Source organism: Streptococcus sobrinus DSM 20742 = ATCC 33478 (genome assembly GCF_000686605.1).
Classification (GTDB): Bacteria; Bacillota; Bacilli; order Lactobacillales; family Streptococcaceae; genus Streptococcus; species Streptococcus sobrinus.
The window spans coordinates 1-19,503 of record NZ_JMLC01000032.1 but is presented as its reverse complement, the minus strand read 5'-3'; the positions used below and the strand labels follow the sequence as shown (position 1 = coordinate 19,503).

General features: G+C 44.0%; 20 protein-coding genes and 1 tRNA gene. 3 read left to right on the top strand and 18 right to left on the bottom strand.

What is annotated here, in order from left to right; translation table 11 throughout:
• From BS63_RS1000000111970 to tig, 7 genes are all read right to left on the bottom strand, one after another.
• Positions 1-106, bottom strand: a 106-nt coding sequence (locus BS63_RS1000000111970) for a helix-turn-helix domain-containing protein (RefSeq protein ID WP_019771482.1), incomplete at its 3' end; no start/stop codon positions are given.
• A gap of 392 nt (positions 107-498) precedes the next feature.
• Positions 499-1,380: a class II fructose-bisphosphate aldolase gene (locus BS63_RS0109270; RefSeq protein WP_019769762.1), complete on the bottom strand. Its 882-nt coding sequence runs from the start codon at positions 1,378-1,380 to the stop codon at positions 499-501.
• A 187-nt stretch (positions 1,381-1,567) separates the two neighbouring features.
• A tRNA-Leu gene (locus tag BS63_RS0109265) sits at positions 1,568-1,653 on the bottom strand.
• Between the two features lie 201 nt (positions 1,654-1,854).
• Positions 1,855-3,459 (bottom strand): CTP synthase, encoded by a 1,605-nt coding sequence (gene pyrG / locus BS63_RS0109260; protein WP_028798558.1) that lies wholly within the window; start codon positions 3,457-3,459, stop codon positions 1,855-1,857.
• A gap of 292 nt (positions 3,460-3,751) precedes the next feature.
• The gene (rpoE, locus tag BS63_RS0109255) at positions 3,752-4,333 is read right to left on the bottom strand and encodes a DNA-directed RNA polymerase subunit delta (RefSeq protein WP_002961192.1); all 582 of its coding nucleotides are present in this window, start codon (positions 4,331-4,333) and stop codon (positions 3,752-3,754) included.
• A gap of 90 nt (positions 4,334-4,423) precedes the next feature.
• Positions 4,424-5,062, bottom strand: coding sequence for an HAD family hydrolase (locus BS63_RS0109250; RefSeq protein ID WP_021673426.1), 639 nt, complete (start codon positions 5,060-5,062; stop codon positions 4,424-4,426).
• Between the two features lie 193 nt (positions 5,063-5,255).
• Positions 5,256-6,539: a trigger factor gene (gene tig / locus BS63_RS0109245; protein ID WP_002961185.1), complete on the bottom strand. Its 1,284-nt coding sequence runs from the start codon at positions 6,537-6,539 to the stop codon at positions 5,256-5,258.
• Between the two features lie 242 nt (positions 6,540-6,781).
• On the opposite strand from tig, the gene BS63_RS0109240 reads away from it, so the two are divergent.
• Positions 6,782-7,630 carry a mechanosensitive ion channel family protein gene (locus tag BS63_RS0109240; RefSeq protein WP_002961183.1) on the top strand — a complete coding sequence of 283 codons (849 nt, stop codon included), beginning with the start codon at positions 6,782-6,784 and terminating at the stop codon, positions 7,628-7,630.
• A gap of 148 nt (positions 7,631-7,778) precedes the next feature.
• On the opposite strand, the gene BS63_RS0109235 is transcribed toward BS63_RS0109240, so the two are convergent.
• From BS63_RS0109235 to BS63_RS0109185, 11 genes are all read right to left on the bottom strand, one after another.
• Positions 7,779-8,342 carry a TIGR01440 family protein gene (locus BS63_RS0109235; RefSeq protein ID WP_002961181.1) on the bottom strand — a complete coding sequence of 188 codons (564 nt, stop codon included), beginning with the start codon at positions 8,340-8,342 and terminating at the stop codon, positions 7,779-7,781.
• A gap of 8 nt (positions 8,343-8,350) precedes the next feature.
• Positions 8,351-8,821 carry an ECF transporter S component gene (locus BS63_RS0109230; RefSeq protein ID WP_002961179.1) on the bottom strand — a complete coding sequence of 157 codons (471 nt, stop codon included), beginning with the start codon at positions 8,819-8,821 and terminating at the stop codon, positions 8,351-8,353.
• A complete protein-coding gene (locus BS63_RS0109225) occupies positions 8,811-9,572 on the bottom strand; it encodes a bifunctional hydroxymethylpyrimidine kinase/phosphomethylpyrimidine kinase (RefSeq protein WP_002961177.1) in 762 nt (253 codons plus the stop codon). The genes BS63_RS0109230 and BS63_RS0109225 overlap by 11 nt, the downstream gene beginning before the upstream one ends.
• Positions 9,538-10,311 (bottom strand): tRNA pseudouridine(38-40) synthase TruA, encoded by a 774-nt coding sequence (truA, locus tag BS63_RS0109220; protein ID WP_019777566.1) that lies wholly within the window; start codon positions 10,309-10,311, stop codon positions 9,538-9,540. The genes BS63_RS0109225 and truA overlap by 35 nt, the downstream gene beginning before the upstream one ends.
• 399 nt (positions 10,312-10,710) lie before the next feature.
• The gene (dnaJ, locus tag BS63_RS0109215; RefSeq protein WP_002961174.1) at positions 10,711-11,847 is read right to left on the bottom strand and encodes a molecular chaperone DnaJ; all 1,137 of its coding nucleotides are present in this window, start codon (positions 11,845-11,847) and stop codon (positions 10,711-10,713) included.
• Positions 11,848-12,413: 566 nt separating this feature from the next.
• On the bottom strand, positions 12,414-14,249 hold the full coding sequence (gene dnaK, locus BS63_RS0109210) for a molecular chaperone DnaK (RefSeq protein ID WP_002961173.1): 1,836 nt from the start codon (positions 14,247-14,249) through the stop codon (positions 12,414-12,416).
• 256 nt (positions 14,250-14,505) lie between these two features.
• The gene (grpE, locus tag BS63_RS0109205) at positions 14,506-15,057 is read right to left on the bottom strand and encodes a nucleotide exchange factor GrpE (protein ID WP_002961172.1); all 552 of its coding nucleotides are present in this window, start codon (positions 15,055-15,057) and stop codon (positions 14,506-14,508) included.
• Between the two features lie 19 nt (positions 15,058-15,076).
• Entirely contained in the window at positions 15,077-16,111 is a 1,035-nt protein-coding gene (gene hrcA, locus BS63_RS0109200; protein ID WP_002961171.1) for a heat-inducible transcriptional repressor HrcA, read from the bottom strand.
• A 166-nt stretch (positions 16,112-16,277) separates the two neighbouring features.
• A complete protein-coding gene (locus tag BS63_RS0109195) occupies positions 16,278-16,862 on the bottom strand; it encodes a glycoside hydrolase family 73 protein (RefSeq protein WP_002961170.1) in 585 nt (194 codons plus the stop codon).
• Positions 16,863-17,026: 164 nt separating this feature from the next.
• On the bottom strand, positions 17,027-17,794 hold the full coding sequence (locus BS63_RS0109190; protein ID WP_002961169.1) for a M15 family metallopeptidase: 768 nt from the start codon (positions 17,792-17,794) through the stop codon (positions 17,027-17,029).
• The gene (locus tag BS63_RS0109185; RefSeq protein WP_002961168.1) at positions 17,781-18,482 is read right to left on the bottom strand and encodes a histidine phosphatase family protein; all 702 of its coding nucleotides are present in this window, start codon (positions 18,480-18,482) and stop codon (positions 17,781-17,783) included. The genes BS63_RS0109190 and BS63_RS0109185 overlap by 14 nt, the downstream gene beginning before the upstream one ends.
• Positions 18,483-18,620: 138 nt before the next feature.
• Here BS63_RS0109185 and BS63_RS0109180 point away from each other — a divergent pair, with 138 nt between their 5' ends.
• Together BS63_RS0109180 and BS63_RS0109170 are read left to right on the top strand one after the other, a co-directional pair.
• Positions 18,621-19,052, top strand: coding sequence for a MarR family winged helix-turn-helix transcriptional regulator (locus BS63_RS0109180; protein WP_002961167.1), 432 nt, complete (start codon positions 18,621-18,623; stop codon positions 19,050-19,052).
• Between the two features lie 190 nt (positions 19,053-19,242).
• The coding region (locus BS63_RS0109170) for a helix-turn-helix domain-containing protein (RefSeq protein WP_028798557.1) at positions 19,243-19,503 on the top strand (261 nt) is incomplete at its 3' end.

The following is a 19,503-nucleotide window of genomic DNA, read 5'->3' as shown; positions in this document are numbered from 1 at the left end:
GCCTAGCCACTTCACGATGGGAGAGCCCTTCTCGTAACCACCGTTCAATCATTCTACGGTCTGCTAGTGTTAACTGTTTCCCTTTTGGTGTATAATAGTCTTGCATCTCAGAGTCTTTCTAATGTGTTTGTGGTGAATGACATTATATCTCTCTGAGGTGTTTTTTTATACCCTTGTGCTGGCTAACTTCATTTTAGAACTTTCAAGGGGGCGGTCAAATTAGTTCAGATATGGACCAAAACGGGCCACTCGTTTTGGTCGGACGAACAATAGTAATAATGGCTCTAGTATCAGGAAATAACACCAACTTGAGAAATCGCTCGACCTATGAATAAAGGCAAAGAATAAATTGACGAGAGCTACGCTCACCCAATATGGGCTGTTTAAAAAATATACTTAAATAGAGCAGGCGAGGAAAAAAATAGATTCCCTTCGAACAGTATCTTCCCCAGCAAAAAAGACCCGCCGAAGCAGGTCCTCTTATTTAATCAAATATGATTAAGCCTTGTTTTCAGAACCGAATACGTCGATACGTTCTTCAACAGCTTCTGTGATAGCTTCGAAACCAGGTTTCAAGAATTTACGTGGGTCAAAGAGTTTCTTCTTCATGTATTCAGCTTCGTTAGCATCAAATTCATGAACGAATTCACGAGTTGCTTTACAGAAAGCCAATTGACATTCAGTGTTTACGTTAACCTTAGCAACACCAAGTTTGATAGCTGCTTGGATTTGATCGTCAGGGATACCTGAACCACCGTGCAATACGATTGGGAAGTTAGGAACTGCTGCAACCAATTTTTCAAGGTGGTCAAGGTGAAGGCCTTTCCAGTTTTCTGGGTAAGGACCGTGGATGTTACCGATACCTGCAGCCAAGAAGTCTACACCAGTAGCAACCATTGCTTTAGCATCTTCGATTGGTGCCAATTCACCGTCACCGATGATTCCGTCTTCTTCACCACCGATAGTACCAACTTCAGCTTCGACAGAAACGCCTTTAGCGTGAGCTTTTTCAACGACAACTTTGGCTTTTTCAAGGTTTTCATCAATTGGAAGATGTGAACCATCAAACATAACTGAAGTGTACCCTACTTCGATACATTCCAATGCATCTTCGTAGTGACCGTGGTCAAGGTGAATAGCAACTGGTACAGTGATTCCCATTGATTCTACAAGGTTTTCAATAAGGTTCTTACATACCTTGTAGCCACCCATGTATTTAGCAGCACCCATAGAAGTTTGAATCAGAACTGGAGCTTTTTTAGCTTCTGCGGCACGCAAAATAGCTTGAGTCCATTCAAGGTTGTTTGTGTTAAATCCACCAACTGCATAACCATTGTCACGAGCTGCTTGGACAAATTTTTCTGCTGAAACGATTGCCATTATAAAGGCCTCCTATTTATTTTTCGGGTTGAACCCGTTTACAGTGTTAATTTTAGCACAAATCACTATAAAAAACTAGCCTTAATCAGACTTGGAAGCGTTTTTCCAAAACTGGCAAATTTCTTTGCCGAGATGCTAGCTTCCCCAAATTTACAAAAAAAGAACCGATCTCAGTCGATTCTTAGCATGCGGAAAGAGGGACTTGAACCCTCACAGCCTTAAGCGGCCACAGGATCCTTAGTCCTGCGCGTCTGCCAATTCCGCCATTTCCGCTCTTCTTACAACATAGACTATTATATCAAGGGAGATTTTTCTTGTCAATAATATTTTTCGTTTTTTCTTGAAAAAGGAATCTGGCCTCGTTGACAGAGAAGACCTACCTTGAAACTTGCCTCTAATTGTAAGAAAGAACAAGGAGGCTGGAACTTTTTCCAGCCTCCTTGTTCTTTCAACATCAGACACTCTGACAGTAATTTATTTAGCATTTTCAACCGCTGCTGTGACAAAGGCAGTATAGAGCTCTTCGGCACGGTTAGGGCGGCTTTGCAGTTCTGGGTGGTATTGGGCCGCCACGAAGAATTTCTTATCAGGCAATTCAACTACTTCCATCAGGCGATTATCTGGTGAGACACCTGAAAAGACAAAGCCAGCAGCCTCAAAGACTTCCCGATATTTAGTGTTAAATTCATAACGGTGACGGTGACGGCGTTGAACAACCTCTTGGTTATTATAGGCTGCCGCGGCCTTAGAACCTGGTTTCAGCTTACATGGATAAAGTCCCAAACGCAGGGTACCCCCCATATCTTCAACATCTACCTGATCACGCATCAGGTCAATAACAGGATAAGAAGTATCAGGGTCCAACTCTGATGAATTAGCTCCCTGCATATTGAGGACATGACGGGCGAATTCAACACAGGTCAGTTGCATACCCAGACAGATGCCCAACATCGGAACATCATTTTCCCGAGCATAGCGGATGGTTTGAATTTTACCTTCAGTACCACGATGACCGAAGCCTCCAGGTACAATGATACCGTCAACATCTCCCAGCAAATCTGCTACATTTTCAGCCGTAACATCATTGGCATTAACCCATTTGAGGTCAATGGCTGAATCGTTGACATAGCCGGAGTGCTTGAGGGCTTCGACGACTGAAAGATAGGCGTCTGGCAGTTCAACATATTTGCCAACCAAGGCAATCCGAGTAGACTTCTTGAGGTTAAGAACTCTGTCAACCATGGCAGACCACTCTGTCATATCGGCCTTAGGCACATCCAATTTCAGGTGGTCACAGACAATTTGGTCCATCCCTTGAGCCTGCATATTAAGAGGTACTTGGTAGATATGGTCAACATCCAAAGATTCAATAACCGCTTCTGGAGCTACATCACAGAATTGAGCTAGTTTATTTTTGACTCCTTGGGTAGCTGGTTGTTCGGTCCGGATGACCAGCATATTAGGTTGAATTCCCAAACCACGCAATTCCTTGACGGAGTGTTGGGTTGGCTTGGTCTTCATTTCACCAGCCGCCTTGAGGTAAGGAAGAAGGGTGGTGTGGATATACATGACATTGTCAGAACCTACATCTGCCTTCATTTGTCGCAAGGCTTCCAAGAAAGGCAGGCTTTCAATGTCGCCAACGGTACCACCAACTTCGGTGATGATAACATCAGAATCCGTTGTCGTTGCCGCCCGCTTGATTTTTTCCTTGAGGGCATCGGTGATATGGGGAATAACCTGAACAGTTGCCCCTAGATATTCACCCTTACGCTCTTTTCGCAGGACCTCGCTGTAGATCTTACCAGTCGTAACATTAGAATATTTGTTGAGGTTAATATCAATAAAGCGTTCGTAGTGACCAAGGTCGAGGTCGGTTTCAGCCCCATCATCGGTGACATAAACTTCACCATGTTGGTAAGGACTCATGGTCCCTGGGTCAATATTGATATAGGGGTCAAACTTTTGAATGGTAACCTTGAGGCCACGATTCTTCAAGAGACGACCCAGACTAGCTGCGACAATTCCTTTACCAATAGAAGAAACCACACCACCTGTAACAAAAATGTACTTTGTCATACAAACTCCTTCAACTCTATCACTCAAACTAAGACTAAAAGCAAAAGTCCCAGCAAATAAAAAAACAAGACGGTTGGCAGTATTTTTCACTCAAGAGGACTAAACCTACCCTAGTCAAGCTTAAAATACTCGAATACTTGGATTACTAAGAGAATTGGGATTACACCTTCAAAACTCTCTCAGATTGCAAAAATAAAAATAGCCCCCTATTCAAGTAGGGAGCTTTCCGACCTCCAAAAGAGGTGCCCGATAATTAGTATAGATTATCTAATGTTGTTTGTCAATTGGAAAATCAGTCGTTTTCGGCTTCGTCATCATCTTCATCGTCAGATTCATTCAAATCAACATCATCTTCATCGTCACTGACTTCTTCGTCAGGAATGATTTCATTAATCTCAGAATCGTAAGACTCAACTTCTGATTTTTCATCATCAGGATTTTCATCATCGTATTCGACATCGGTCGGGGTGAAGTTGTCTTCATCTTCCGGATCGTCATCATTATAGTCAATGGCATCTTCATCACCATCCATGAAGGCGTTGACCCGTTTCCGCTTGCGTTTGGGTGCATTTTCACCATTTTCTTCCAAGGTAATGACTTCTTCATCAATCTCATCGATGGCGTACCAAGTCCGCAAGCCCCAACGATTTTCGCCTAAGGGAATAAAGCTACCGTCGGTATTCAAGTCAGAATAGAAAAATGGAAGGGCCTGACGGATATCTGCATCTGATTTTTCTAAGTAATTTTGAATCTCGTTAACCAAGTCGCTAAAGTACATTTCATGATCACGCCCACGTGATTCCAAAATAGCACGGGCCACTTCAATCATTGACAGTTCGCTTTTTTCTTGTCCAGCAAATACTTTTAATTCCAAGGCGGTTCTCCTTAATTTATCATTAGTTTCCATTTTACGCTATTTTTAGAATTAAGTCAAAAGGGATTAGTTAAATTTCTTAAAATAAAACTACTTCCTAAGGCTCTTAATATGGCAAAAAATAGCCCGCATATTCTTACAAATAAGATTAGCCTGAGTTTGGTCAATCAAAAAACGTTTTTCTTCATAGGCAATCACATCCATACCAGCTGCTTTAGCTGCTGCAATCCCTGCCGATGAATCTTCAATTGCTATAGCCTCTTCAGGAGCAACATGTAATGCTTTTAGAACAGAAAGATAGATTTCTGGATGAGGTTTGCTACTTTCAAAATCTTCACCGCTGACAATCAAATCAAAGTAATTTCTGATGCCGCAGTTGTCTAGAATATCTAGGAGATAATTTAATGCTGTAGAAGAGGCGACGGCCAACAAAAGTCGCTGCTCCTTTGCATATTGCAGGAGGGGCACAATATCTTGTCGGAAAAGCGGAAGATAGTTATCTGGATGATACTTTTTAGCTTCTATTTTCTTGAGTCCTGCTGTGATTTCTGCGAAAGTTTTCTCAGTCTGTGTAAGATTCCTAACTTGCATCAATAAATCTTGACCAGATCGACCAACAAGGCTAGAAAAGTCTTTAACCCCTAGGGTAACAGATGGGCTTGCAATGGACCTAAGATAACCACTTTGCAGTTGAAAATCCAGATACTCCGTATCTACCAATAACCCCATCCAGATCAAAAACAATCAATTTCAAATCCATCATTTTCCCCTTTACCAACTGCCCCACTCAAAGCTTACAGTGATACTCTAACATGAAAAAAGAGTCGAGAATAGTAACAATCTCAAACTCTTTATCAATAATATATCGAATTAATGCGGCATTAACAATGGCAAAAAATTCTAATAAGAGTCTAGACTCTCTTTATTTAACCTTTGCTGAGCTGGTGATAGCTTCGATAGCCTTCTTCATGGTGATGTCATGTTTGAGCATGTCAGCTGAAAGAAGAGAACGAACTTGGTCAGCTGGCATATTGTATTCAGCAGCCAAGTCTGTGATTTCTTTTTCGATTTCTTCGTCAGTTGCATCAAATCCTTCAGCAGCTGCAATAGCTTCGATGACAAGGTTAGTGCGAACACGCTTGTCAGCATCTGCTTCGTATTGTTTATGCAGGTCTTCTTCAGTCGTACCAGTCAATTGATAGTACATTTCAGGAGAGATGCCTTGGCGTTGCATATTGCTCAAAAATTCGTTCATAGCACGGTGAACTTCATCGTGAACCATTTCTTCTGGCAATTCAACAATTTCAGCATTTTCGACTGCTTTTTCGATGGCAGCACCTTCAACAGCATCGTCGTAGGCGATTTCCTTAGCAGCTTCTAATTCTTTGCGGTATTTAGCCTTCAACTCATCAAGTGTTTCTACTTCTTCGTCAATATCTTTGGCTAATTCATCATCAAGTTCTGGAACTTCTTTAGATTTAACTTCGTGAACCTTGGTTGCAAAGACAGCATCTTTACCAGCCAAGTCTTCAGCTTGGTAGTCAGCTGGGAAAGTAACCTTGACTTCAACATCGTCGCCAGCCTTGGCACCAACCAATTGGTCTTCAAAGCCTGGGATGAATTGACCTGAACCAAGTTCAAGGGAGAAGTTGTCGCCCTTACCACCGTCAAATTCAACACCATCAACAGTTCCGACAAAGTCGATGACAACAGTGTCGCCATTTTCAGCAGCAGCGTCCTTGATCGTCAATTCTGCCAAGTTCTTGCGTTCACGTTCAATCTTATCGTTAACATCTTGGTCAGAAACTTCCTTGCTTTCCTCAACGGAAACTTCAAGGTTCTTGTAGTCGCCCAACTTAACTTCTGGCTTAGTCACGACTTCTGCCTTGATAGACCAGTCTTGACCTTTTTCCATAGAATCAACATCAATTTTTGGTTGAGCCACAACATCCAAACCACTTTCAGCTACGGCTGCTTCATAAGCAGTTGGCAGGATAGCATTCAAGGCATCTTCATAAAGGGCTTCTTCACCAAATTTTTGATTGAAGACCGCACGTGGCATATGACCCTTACGGAAACCTGGGACATTCAAATTCTTTTTAACTTTATTGAAGGCTGTGTCAAGTGCCGGTTGAATTTGTTCTTGACTGATTGTAAATGTAAGCACGCCACGGTTTGTAGCAGTGTTTTCAAATGATACAGACATCTTTTTCTCCTTAAAAATCGTAATACACTTTAGTCTACCATAAATCAAGGCTTTTTGAAAGGATTACCTGAGGATTCTAGGAAAAAATAGGCAGGGTAGACTTTTTTTGTTAGACTAAAAGAGTGTCGTCAGCGACAGTCAGATAAGAGAGCCGATAACGCTCGATTAGCTGACTTATTCCAAGTGTCTCACTTGGGCTATGGCAGTAGCTAACTGCACTAAATATAATATAAGGACTTACTATGTCAATTTTTATCAAATACTGGGAGTCGCTTCATTTTGAAGACTTGGCGGTCAATCTCTTGGCCAAGGCCATTGAATTGGCCCTGCTCGTTTTTGCCTTTATCATCGGCAAACAGATTGCCAACTGGGCTTTTGACAAATTTTTCAGTCACTCGCCTAGGCTCTTGGGACAGACAGAAGGCCGTCGCAAGACCCTCATCAAGCTCTTCCATAATGTTATGAATTATTTCCTTTATTTCCTGCTTATATACTGGATCCTAGCTATTTTGGGCTTGCCCGTTTCCAGTCTTTTGGCTGGTGCCGGAATTGCTGGTTTAGCCATTGGTCTTGGTGCCCAAGGTTTCCTATCAGATTTGGTCAATGGCTTTTTCATCCTGATTGAAAGGCAATTCGACGTAGGAGATTCCGTCACGGTGGACCAGGTCTCCGGTATTGTCTCCAGCGTGGGAATTCGGACAACGGAAATCCGGGACTTCGATGGTACCCTCCATTTCATTCCCAATCGTGAGATACTTTTAGTTAGTAATAAATCACGTGGCGATATGCGGGCTCAAATTGATATCCCCATCTATGCTTCAACAAACCTGGACCGCGTTACTCAAATTATTAAAGAAGTTAACGAAATCGAAGTGCCTAACTCCCCTGAAATCGTTGGTGTTCCCAACGTTCTGGGGCCACGAACAGCCAGTAACGGACAATTCATCTTCCGAGTGGACATCTTTGTCCAAAATGGCCAGCAGGCCGAGATTTATTCCAAGTTCTATCGCCTCTACCAGGAGGCCCTACTTAAAGACGACATCAGCCTACCAACCCCTAACACCCATATCCAACCAAGCCAAAAGAGTTGAGCGGTCGCTCAACTCTTTTTAACTTATCTATGAGACTTTGCCAGGGTCTAGTGGGGCTTGTCTAGCCCAAATATCAGAAGGGATTGCCTTCTGCGACTACTGACTCAGTTTATTTTGAACTTTTGAATTGGCTTATTCTCAAAGAGGATTAGTTCTTACGAATAGGGTCGGCCTTGTACTTAGCTCTTGCACCACCGATTAATTTTGGCCGGCTGGCTAAGGCGGTGACGTGGGCACCACCTAGCTCCCTTTGCAGAGGAATCAGAGGGACTTGAACCCGCTTGACATGCATGCCGATAAAGGTATCGCCAATATCCAGACCGGCATGGGCGACAACCGCTTCGACCTCGACAGGATTTTCCATGTAGTCAAGGGCTGCTAACTGGCCACTACCTCCGGCATGGAGACCGGGCAGGACATTGACAATCTCCAATCCCTTGCTTTCTGCGACGGCTTCTTCAACTACCAGAGCCCGATTGAGGTGCTCGCAGCCTTGAACAGCTAGGTGAACACCCTTTAGCTTTGTTTCCTCCAAAATCGTTTTGACGATAACCTGACCAATTTCTAGGCTGGAATTCTGACCGATACGACCACCTGCAACTTCGCTTGAAGACAGGCCGAGAACAAAGATTTGCCCTTGTTTAATAGCTGACCGCTCCAAAATATCCCTGACGATAGCCCGCGTTTCCTTTTCTAAATTTTGCAAATCCATAACTTCCCTCACTTTCTCGGAAAAGCCTTGCTAAAAGCCCGATAGAGAGCTGCTCCAACGACAAGTCCCAGAACATTCTGACTGAGATTTCCCCAAATACCAGCTAGGGCCGCTCCCCAACCAAAGCCAAGCACCAAGGCTGCTAGGATGTATATCCCAACCATGGCAAGGCTGGCCAAAAGGAGACCGAGATAGCGACGGACCCCAGTCCAACCAGCGAAATAGCCTTGAAGACCATGGGCAAAAAGACTAAAGAACATGTACTGGGGATAAGCCAAGAGAAAATCCAAGAGAAAGGCAGATAGACCGCCGACCACAGCTCCCGACTTGCTCCCTAGATAGAAGGCTGTAAAGAAGATTCCTGTATCAATCAGGGTCAAGAAGCCGGTTGGGCTGGGAATATGGATAAAACCAAGGGCCAGACTCAGGGCCGTTAAAATAGCTAAAAGGGTTAATTCTCTCGTTTTCTTACTTGTCATAGGCCTGCACCACCCCGTAATCATCTGAATGTAAAATTGCTTGGTAGACAAATTCCTTGGCCAGCTTGACAGCTTCAAGTGGTTCCTTGCCCAAGACCAGCTGACTGGCAATGCTGGAAGCAAAGGTACAACCAGCCCCAACATTATTTTTGTCAGACAGAGGACCGCTCAAGACTTCCAGACCCTTTTCATCACAATAGACATCAAGGGCCTGGTCTGAATCTAGGCGATTGCCTCCCTTAACGACGACAGCCTTAGCTCCCATGGCCTGCAACTTTTGGGCTGCTTGCTTCATATCTTCTAGGTTCTTAATGGAAAGACCTGTTAAAATTTCAGCCTCAGCCAGGTTGGGTGTCAAGATAGACACATAGGGTAAAAATTGCAGGAGCTCATCTCGCAGGGCACTAACAGCGACATCATGCTTTTCCTTACAGACCAGAACAGGGTCCAAGACAATAGGCAGGTCCTTGCGGGACCTGACAAAGTTTAGGGCTGCTTCTGCCACTTCCACATTTGGAAGCAGGCCTAGTTTCACCCCAGCAAAATCAACCTTTTGCAGGCTAGCTAGCTGGGCCCGGAAAACTTTTGCATCTGTCGCAAAAACTTGAAAACCTTGCTCGGTCATAGCTGTTAGGCAGGTTACTGCCAAGAAGCCCCGTAGACCGTTGAGAGTGTAGGTAGTCAGGTCCGCATAGAGACCACCACCGCTAAAAACATCATTGCCTGAAATCGCTAGAATTTTTTGACTCATAAGTAATCTCCTTTAAGTAAAGACCATTGCCCGCTGCTGTCGGACCGGCTAAATTTCTATCCTTGGCCGCCAAGATTGTCTTGACCTGACCAACCGGCATCCGACCATTGCCAATCTTCAAGAGAGTGCCAACCATATTTCTGACCTGCTTATAGAGAAAACCATTGCCTGAAAAGGTGAAAACCAAGAAACCAGTCTTGGGGTCACGTTCAACCTTGGCCTCCGTAATGGTCCGGACCTTATTTTGCACCGAGGTCCCCGAAGCTGTAAAACCAGTAAAGTCATGGGTGCCGATCAAATCGGCAATAGCATCCTGCATGGCAGCTAAATCCACCGTATAGGGAAAATGGGTGGCATAGGCCCGCATCATGGGATTCTTGGGCCGACCGGTATCCACTAAAAACTCATAGGTCTTGCTGTGGGGATTGTAACGGGCATGAAAATCATCGGGAACTTGCTGGATACTGACCACATCAATATCTTCAGGCGATTGGGTATCAAGACCAAAACGGAGCTTCTCCTCATCTCGGGCCTGAGGCAAATCAAAATGAATGACCTGACCATAGGCGTGAACGCCGCTATCGGTCCGCCCCGCTCCATGCACCTTGACGGGCTGGCCGCTATTTAATCGTTCTAAGGTTTTTTCTAACTCTTCCTGAACCGACCGCTCCTTGGTCTGATGCTGAAAGCCCGCAAAGAGGGTCCCATCGTAGGAAATCACTGCCTTATATCTTACCATGGCCCTATTTTAGCATGATAAATCAGCCTTGCCTAGGACAAAAGAAGAAAACTGTCCCCGGACAGATCTTGAGAAGAGAAGACAGGCGACCACTATGGAGATTGATGTCAGGACTCGCCTCTTAAGCTAGCGAAGTCTTTACTCTTGGCTAGCTTTGCTTGTCATTGAGGGTGGGACAATAATCAACAAGTAGGAACCATTCAGAATATTCTCCTAGAGGTTTCCCCGCACCTTGAACTTCTGTATCTGAAAACAAAAAAAGAACAGACCACTAGACCTGTTCTTCTGCCTTATATCTTGTTTTTAAGGAAAACAAATTCCCTAGAAAATTTTCTGGCAAGGCTAGATAGAGAAAGCTAGACTTGCTCTGTGCCTCAGTGCCTTGATCTTCCAAGAAGATTATTCGCCATCAAAGGCATCCTTGACCTTATCGAAGAAGCCTTTTTTCTTAGGGCGAATACTAGTTTCACCGCTAGCTGCAGCCAGGGCCAAGAGAGCTTCCTTTTGTGCCTCATTGAGTTTGGTTGGGGTCACGACATTGATGGTAACGTGTTGGTCCCCTTGACTGCCGCCCCGAAGGCGAGGAGCTCCCTTGCCCTTGAGGCGGAAGGTCTTACCAGTTTGGGTGCCTTCTGGAATAGTCATTTCAACATAGCCGTGGACGGTTGGCACCTCTACAGTATCACCCAAGGCCGCTTGGGCAAAGCTGATATTGAGGGTGTAGTAGATAGTTGAGCCGTCCCGCTCGAATTTCTTGCTCGGCAAGACATTGATGATGACAAAGAGGTCACCATAAGGACCGCCGTTGAAACCAGCTTCCCCTTGGCCAGACAGACGGATTTGTTGACCGGTTTCCACACCAGCAGGAACCTTGACAGAAACCTTGTGGGCCTTCTTTTCGTGACCAGTACCGTGACAGGTATCACATGGTTCCTTGATTTCCTTACCAGTACCATGACAGACATCACAGGTCACTTGACGACGCATCATGCCCAGAGGAGTTTGGGTATCAACATTGATAACACCTTGGCCATGACAACGGCTACAAGTGATTGGACTAGTCCCAGGTTTGGCACCTGAACCGTGACAGGTTTCACATTCTGCCTCACGATTGTAGGTGACATCTTTGTCCGCTCCAAAAATCGCTTCTTCAAACTCGAGGTTGAGACGGTATTGGAGATCATCACCTTGGCGAGGAGCACTTGGATTACGACTGGCACCACCGCCACCAAAGAAGCTAGAGAAAATATCCTCAAAGCCACCGAAACCAGCACCATCAAAGCCAGAGAAGCCACCGGCTCCGCCACCACCAAAATTAGCCCCATCAGGACCGTATTGGTCATAGGCAGCCCGCTTTTGCTCGTCACCTAGGGTTTCATAGGCTTCTTGAATATCCTTATATTTTTCCTCAGCCCCCGGCTCCTTATTGATGTCTGGGTGGTACTTCTTAGACATCTTCCGATAAGCTTTTTTGATTTCATCCTGGGAAGCATCCTTGGACACCCCAAGACGATCATAATATTCTTGATTGTTCATATAAGATACCAAGCCCATAAAAGGCAAAGTGAAAATAGGGAACCGGCAGAAAATCCTGATTTTCTAGGCGATTCATCTTTTTCACATAGCCTTTAGGGCGGGTTCAATTCCTTTCAAAATTATTGATTTTATACACATCAAAATTCAAAACCGATTTTTGACATTTCTTTGCTTCTAAGTTTCTAGGCTCAGGCCTAAAATAGGCTACTGGACTATTTTAGTAAGTAGTGCGGACGGAAGAAATTATCCAGTGGATGATTTTTTGAAATCCCAGGAGTCTCATTACGACCTTCGGCCGTATCTATCTTTGTCTGACAAAACAGACGGAGCGAGGCCGCCCCGCCTATTTACTGATTATTATCCCCAAAAGATTAGGCTTTTATTTTTAAATCTAGGAGACCTTTACCCGGCAAACTTACTTTTCTCTTTTATATTCAAGTTCGGGATAAAACAATCACCGGACTTGCCACTCGTTTCTTGTTTCTAGCGAGTGGGATAAAAAGGTTCCCCAAACCGCCTCGCTTCCCAGTTTTCAAGCTCGGGATAAAAAGGTTCCCCGAACCTTTTTATTTTTCCGTAAACTCACCGTCTACGACATCATCGCCTGAGTCTTTAGAACCAGCATCATTTGCATCAGCAGCCTGATCTCCGCCTGCTGCCTGTTGAGCTGCTGCTGCTTGTTCGTAGAGCTTAACAGCCAAAGCTTGGGCCTTTTCGTTGAGGGTTTCCAATTTAGCTTTCATATCGTCGGTATTTCCTGACTCTTGGGCCTTCTTAAGATCATCAAGAGCAGTTTTGGCAGCATCACGTTCAGTGTCGAAACCTTTACCTTCAGTTTCCTTGATTGTCTTTTCTGTCGCAAAGATGGCTTGGTCAACTTCGTTCTTGAGGTCAACTTCTTCCTTACGCTTAGCATCGGCATCAGCGTTAGCTTCGGCATCCTTCATCATGCGTTCAATTTCATCTTCACTCAAGCCATCGTTAGACTTAATAACGATGTGTTGTTCCTTTTGGGTACCAAGGTCTTTAGCCTTAACAGAAACAATACCATTCTTATCAATATCAAAGGTTACTTCGATTTGTGGCACACCACGAGGGGCTGCTGGAATATCGGTCAATTGGAAACGACCCAGAGTCTTGTTATCAGCCGCCATTGGACGTTCCCCTTGAAGAACGTGGATGTCAACGGCTGGTTGATTATCAGCGGCAGTTGAGAAGACTTGAGACTTAGAAGTTGGGATAGTAGTGTTGCGGTCAATCAATTTAGTGAAGACACCACCCATAGTTTCGATACCCAGAGACAATGGGGTAACATCAAGCAGGACGACGTCCTTAACATCACCAGTAATGACACCACCTTGGATAGCAGCTCCCATGGCAACTACTTCGTCAGGGTTTACGGATTTGTTTGGTTCCTTACCAGTTTCGGCCTTGACAACTTCAACGACAGCAGGGATACGAGTTGAACCACCGACCAAGATAACTTCGTCAATTTCTGACAGGGACAAACCAGCATCAGAGAGGGCACGTCGAACTGGGGTCTTGGTACGATCAACAAGGTCGCGAGTCAAATCATCAAATTTAGCCCGAGTGAGGGATACTTCCAAGTGGAGAGGTCCAGCATCACCAGCGGTAATGAATGGCAAGCTAATTTGTGTTTGTGTCACACCTGACAAGTCCTTCTTAGCTTTTTCAGCAGCATCTTTTAACCGTTGCAGGGCCATCTTGTCAGTAGACAGGTCGATACCGTTTTCTTTCTTGAATTCGTCAACCAAGTAGTCGATAATCTTTTGGTCAAAATCATCACCACCGAGTTTATTATCACCGGCAGTAGCCAATACGTCAAAGACCCCATCACCTAATTCAAGGATAGAAACGTCGAAGGTACCACCACCAAGGTCAAAGACCAAGATCTTTTCATCTTTTTCAGTCTTATCAAGACCATAAGCTAGGGCAGCTGCAGTTGGTTCATTGACGATCCGTTCGACTTCAAGACCAGCGATTTTACCAGCGTCCTTAGTCGCTTGACGTTGAGCATCGTTAAAGTAAGCAGGAACTGTGATAACAGCCTTTTCTACTTTTTCACCAAGATAATCTTCAGCGTAGCCCTTCAAGTATTGCAGAATCATAGCTGAGATTTCTTGTGGTGTATATTCCTTACCATTTGCAGAAACTTTTTCAGAAGTCCCCATCTTAGATTTGATAGAGATAACGGTATCTGGGTTAGTTACTGCTTGACGCTTGGCTGCATCACCTACGATGATTTCACCGTTTTTGAATGAGACTACAGAAGGAGTTGTCCGATTACCTTCTGGGTTGGCAATAATTTTACTTTCAGTTCCTTCAAGAACTGCGACTGCTGAGTTTGTTGTCCCTAAGTCAATACCAATAATTTTAGACATAATATAAGATACCAAGAACGCCGAGAAAACAACTGAAAAATAGGAAACTGGCATAAAATCCTGATTTCATAGGCAGTTTATCTTTTTTCCAAGTTTTTTTCTGTTCGGGTTCAATTCCTTTCAAAATTTTTAAAATTAATTTTTCTTTCGTTTCTAGTTTAGTGTCATTGCGGACAAAGTTTTTTTAGCCAATTAAGAACTGGAGCAACCGCCCTTGACGTTTGCTGGTGAGTTGCTTGGCAGCCATCAGCATTGGCTAGTTATAAACCACTACCATAGCAGGTCTTAGCAGGCGGTCGTGCAATTGATAGCCTTTTTGTAAGACTTGAGCGATGCTATCAGCTGGATGGTCATCATCTGCCGGCAGGGTTTGAACGGCCATGTGGAAATTGTGGTCGAAGCTGTCCACAGGAACTTCCTCAACCCCTTCTTCCTTCAAGGCTTGCAGGAGACTTTCCTGCACCATTTCAATTCCTTTTTTCACATCGTCGCTCAGGCCTTCAACCGCCAAGGCCCGCTCCAAATTATCTAGACTGGGGAGAACCCCTTTAGCCAAGTCTTGTGAGCGGTACTTTTGTAGCTGTTGGCGTTCTTCGTTCGCACGACGCTGAATATTCTGCATTTCTGCGTGGGCTCTTAAGAATTTATTTTCAAAATCCTCAACCTTCTCCAAGGCTGCTGCCAATTCTGTTTTTTCAGTAGCTTCCTCAGGGGTTGCTTCTTGAGCCTGCTGCTTTTCTTCAGCTTCAGAAGATGGAGCCTCCTGGGTCACATCTTCTTCTTTTTCTTTTTTAATATCTTCTGACATAATGCCTCCTTTTCAAAGTCTAATGAACCTCATAATGGTTACTGCTTAAATAGCGATAAAAATCAGCCAACTTCATAGTCAAAACCCGACTGACAACATTGAGAAGTCCCATTGAACGCCTATAGTCTATCGTTACAGGACCCAGTAGCGTCAAATTTCCGAAGCCCCGATAGGGAATCAGAAACTTATAGGACAGCTGACTCAGGGCTTCCAGCCCTTGCTTATTTTCATCAGCCAGCCTAATCACATAGGCTTGTTCCTCTTGAAACTGCCGCCTGATGGTCAAAGCCAACTCTTGGGTATTATCCAAGAGACGATAGGTCTGGTCATCGGAATACTTGAGTAGATTTTCCTTTCCAGAGAGAAATAGCTTTTCCACAAACATTTCCTTGAAAATATGTTCAAAGAGTTCCAAAACGTTGTCGGTTATTTTGAAGTAGCGCTGCACAATCTGAGGAATTTCCGTCCGAATCCGATAATGAATTTCCATAACGGTTTGCCCCAGAAAACGCTCCCGCACCAATTGGCTGACTACCAAGAGATCCTCATCGAGAAAATTCTTGGGAATGGCGAACTGGCTAGTAACCGTATTAGAATCGTCAAAGGTCATCACTGCCAAGGCGTCATGATGACTAAGTTTGACAATATCAAAAGCGCTCAAACGCTGATTGCTGGGTTCGACATCAAGCGTAATCGCCGTGCACTCTGTCAAGTCTGCCAGAACATCGCCAGCCTTTTTGAGAACATCTTCCAATTTGAAAAATTCAAAATCAAAAGCTTTAATAACCTGATAGGCATCCTCCTCGTCAACACTTTCTAAATTTAGAAGATGACTGACATAATATTGGAAGCCCTGCCGACTAGGGAGACGACCGCTTGAGGTATGAGCCTTTTCCAAGAGACCAATTTTTTCCAGAATCGCCATATCATTACGAATGGTCGCACTACTGGTAGAAATATAGGCCTGTAAAGCCTTGGAACCAACGGGCTCGTGAGTTTGAGTAAACAGTTCAACGATAATTGATAAAATATCATTTTGCCGTTGTGTTATCATCTCAGCAACCTCCGTTCATTAACCATTAGCACTCTAAGTCATCGACTGCTAATTCATGTTTCTATTATACCGCTCTAAAACAACCTGTCAAGAGAAAAACTCAAAAAATTAGCACTCTTTTAAAAAGAGTGCTAACCACCTGTTTTCCTCATATACTCAAATAGTCCTACTTATCATATTGGGTTAGATTTTTCCCCTGAATAATGGCAATTAATTTGTTAGCGTACTCAGGATCGGTATCTACTCCCGCCTTTTGCAGGGCACGGGCAGCTGTCGTATATTCTTCTGTAGTTGCTAGGGTTGTGTAGAGTTGTTTTCCCCACATGCCTGCACTAATTTCTTCCATATAGTCATAGAGACTATCTTGCCAATTCTCATAAATCTTATAGGGCTGCTTGACGGTTTCCCACTTGCCTTTTTCATATGACTGCGTCGTTAAGACAATCCTAGCATCTCCAGGTTGAGCCAGAACTCCCAAATAATTGTGGTAACGAACCGCCAATAAATTGGAACCATAATCAGTAGATTGGGCAACTTGGGCAATCAGCACCGAAGCCTTAACCCCGTAAGCCTTAGACAGCTTCTGCGCTACTGGAGCCACCTCTTTAATGAAAGAAGCTTGACTATAGGTGCTTGTCACCTTGGTATTAGCGGCCTTTGTCCTCATATTTAACAAAAGTGGCAAAAGAACAAGGGCCAAAACAAGCCCAAAGACGATCATGAAAGGCCGAAATTTTAGCCTTGATTGCATGGTTAAGCTTCCTCTCTAACTGAATACGCCTACAACTCTTGGGAAAAAGGAGGTTCGATCTAGTTGTTACCAACTTACCTCTCTCTTATTTTCAGGCTCGGGCTAAAAAAGTCTTGTAGACTTTTTTAATCCTGTGAGTCGCTTTACGGCTTAATATCTTAGCTTTACTTCTTTAGTTGGGCGACATATTCTTCCAAGCTCAGGTTGTGCTCGGTCATGTACTTGGCTGAAGCCTTGCCGACATAGCGGAAATGCCAGTCTTCGTAATCAACACCGGTTGAATCACTCTTGCCTTGCTCAAAACGCAGGACAAAGCCATAGTCGGGAGCAATTTTCTTGAGTTGCTCGACAACAGTCGGATCGCTCTCATTGAGGCTGTCAACCGTACTCATGTCAATAGCCAGGCCGGTCTGGTGCTCGCTAGCTCCAGCTGGTTGCGAATAGGTCTTAACCTTATCTTCTGCCTGCGACTCAGACAAGCTAGGGTCATTGGACATCTCTTGTTTGACATAGCTGTCGAAGAGTTCCTTTTGATAGGCGACGCTCCGATAACCTGAAATCAGATGCTCCTTACTGTCAATTTTCTGAGCAGCTGCCAGAAATTCTTTGACATTGTCAGCAATCCGAGAATCGACCTTGATATTATCAATGGTAGTCAAATCGGGATTGAGCTCCTTGGTAATATTGTCACGATTAACCACAATCAGCTGCCAATCATCCGCAGAAACATCTGGTAGGTCAGACCCCGAAGCGGAAGAGTTGTTATCAGACGAGGAACCAGCAGCTCTAGTCACCTGTTTGGTCTTAGTGGTTTGGCTGGATGTCCCCTTGCTTTGCTGGCTAGCCTTTCTATCATGGAAATAGGCAAAGCCGAAAATGATGACTAAAACGGCAAAAAAAATCATCAAAAACTGTCGACTACGCTTGTTCATTTGCTTCCTTTTCTAAAATTTCTCGACCTTTTTGTCGATAACTCATATCTCCGATAGCTTCAATATGGAGGTCCCCATCCTCATAGGTTAGCTGACAGATACTGCCATTATCTAGAGCCAAACTTCTTGGCTGACTAGGATCAATCAGACCTATGAGGGTGGCAATGGTCATACCGTGGCTGACCACGATGGCATCGCCACCACCCTTAGCTTGGACTTCCTTAGCAATATCGCTAAAGCCTGTAATAATGCGATTTTTCAGGGCTTCCCAAGGCTCAGCCCAACCAGCCGTATCCACAGCCATAATGGCATTGGCCATATCTTGGTAGGTCATTTCTTCGACCGGTTTGTCAAAGACCCGAGGGATAACACCGTTAAAGAGCTCGGCATCATAGCCACCATCTAGGCTACCAAAGCACCACTCGCGAATCCGCTTATCCCGTTTATAGGGAATCGTTTCTTGACCCAATTCCCGCAGAATAATTTCCATGGTTTGCAGGGTACGTCCACTATCACTAGAATAAGCCGCCACAAAGTGAAGGCCTGCCTCTTTGAGACCGAGACCCAACTCCTGAATACCCCGCTCACCTTCCTTGGTCAGCGGTGTATCGGACCAGCCTTGAGCACGCCCGATGGTATTAAACATGGTCTTACCATGACGGGCAATAAATAAGCGTGTTTTTGCCATAAGACCCTTCTCCTTGGTTTTCTTATTATTATAACAAAAATAATATAGCTAGAATATCCTATTCTGTTTTTATTTGACAGTTCTTCATAAAAAATATATAGTATGTATACATACTAATTACAACTAAAGGAAAGAGCAATGGATCTCAATCAGTCACTAGGATTTCTTTTAAATAGCGGAGCAAAACTAATGAAGCGACAACTAGACAGCAAATTGAGGGCCTATCAAATCACCAGCTCCCAATGGGCCGTTCTAAAATTACTCTCACAAAATGATAAGCTGTCACAAGTTGAAATTGCTCAAGCCATAAAAACAGATAAAGCGACCTGCGGGGCTATCATCGATAAATTAATTAAGAAAGAGTTCGTGAAAAGGACAATTTCCCAACAAGATCAACGAGCTCGCATCATTGAAATCTCACCTTTAGCCTTGAGCGTCACTGACGAATTAACGTCCCTAGATGAGGAGACAAACACCGAAGCCTTAATGGGAATTAAGCAAAAGGAACAGGAAATATTTATAAAAACGCTAGAACAGTTAATTATCAATTTGGAAAACAAGGAAATCTAGGAGGTCTATCATGTGGCTAACTCCTCTACTATTAATTCTTTTTGGCTTAGTTGAAGTCATCGCCAACGCCTTTTTTCTCTGGTATTTTTTTCGTTAGATAAATTGTAAAATATAGTGCAACAAAAAAACTCATAGCGTTTCATTGGTGTAAACTGTAAGTAACCACACAAACAGAACCCGAGGAAAAACTATGAGCTACTCCCATCTTACCATAACCGACCGAATAAAGATAGAAACCTACTTAGAATTAGGTTTGAAACCTTGCCAAATTGCAAATAAACTTGGCGTCCATAAGTCTACTATTTCAAGAGAGTTAAGACGATGCCAAAATGGTTATTCCGCAGCCTTAGCACAGGAACAGTACGACCACAGGGCTAAGCAAAAAGGTCGGAAGTCTCGTTTGACACCAAAGTTGAAAAAGGAAATTGAGGACGGTTTAAAATCCTCCTGG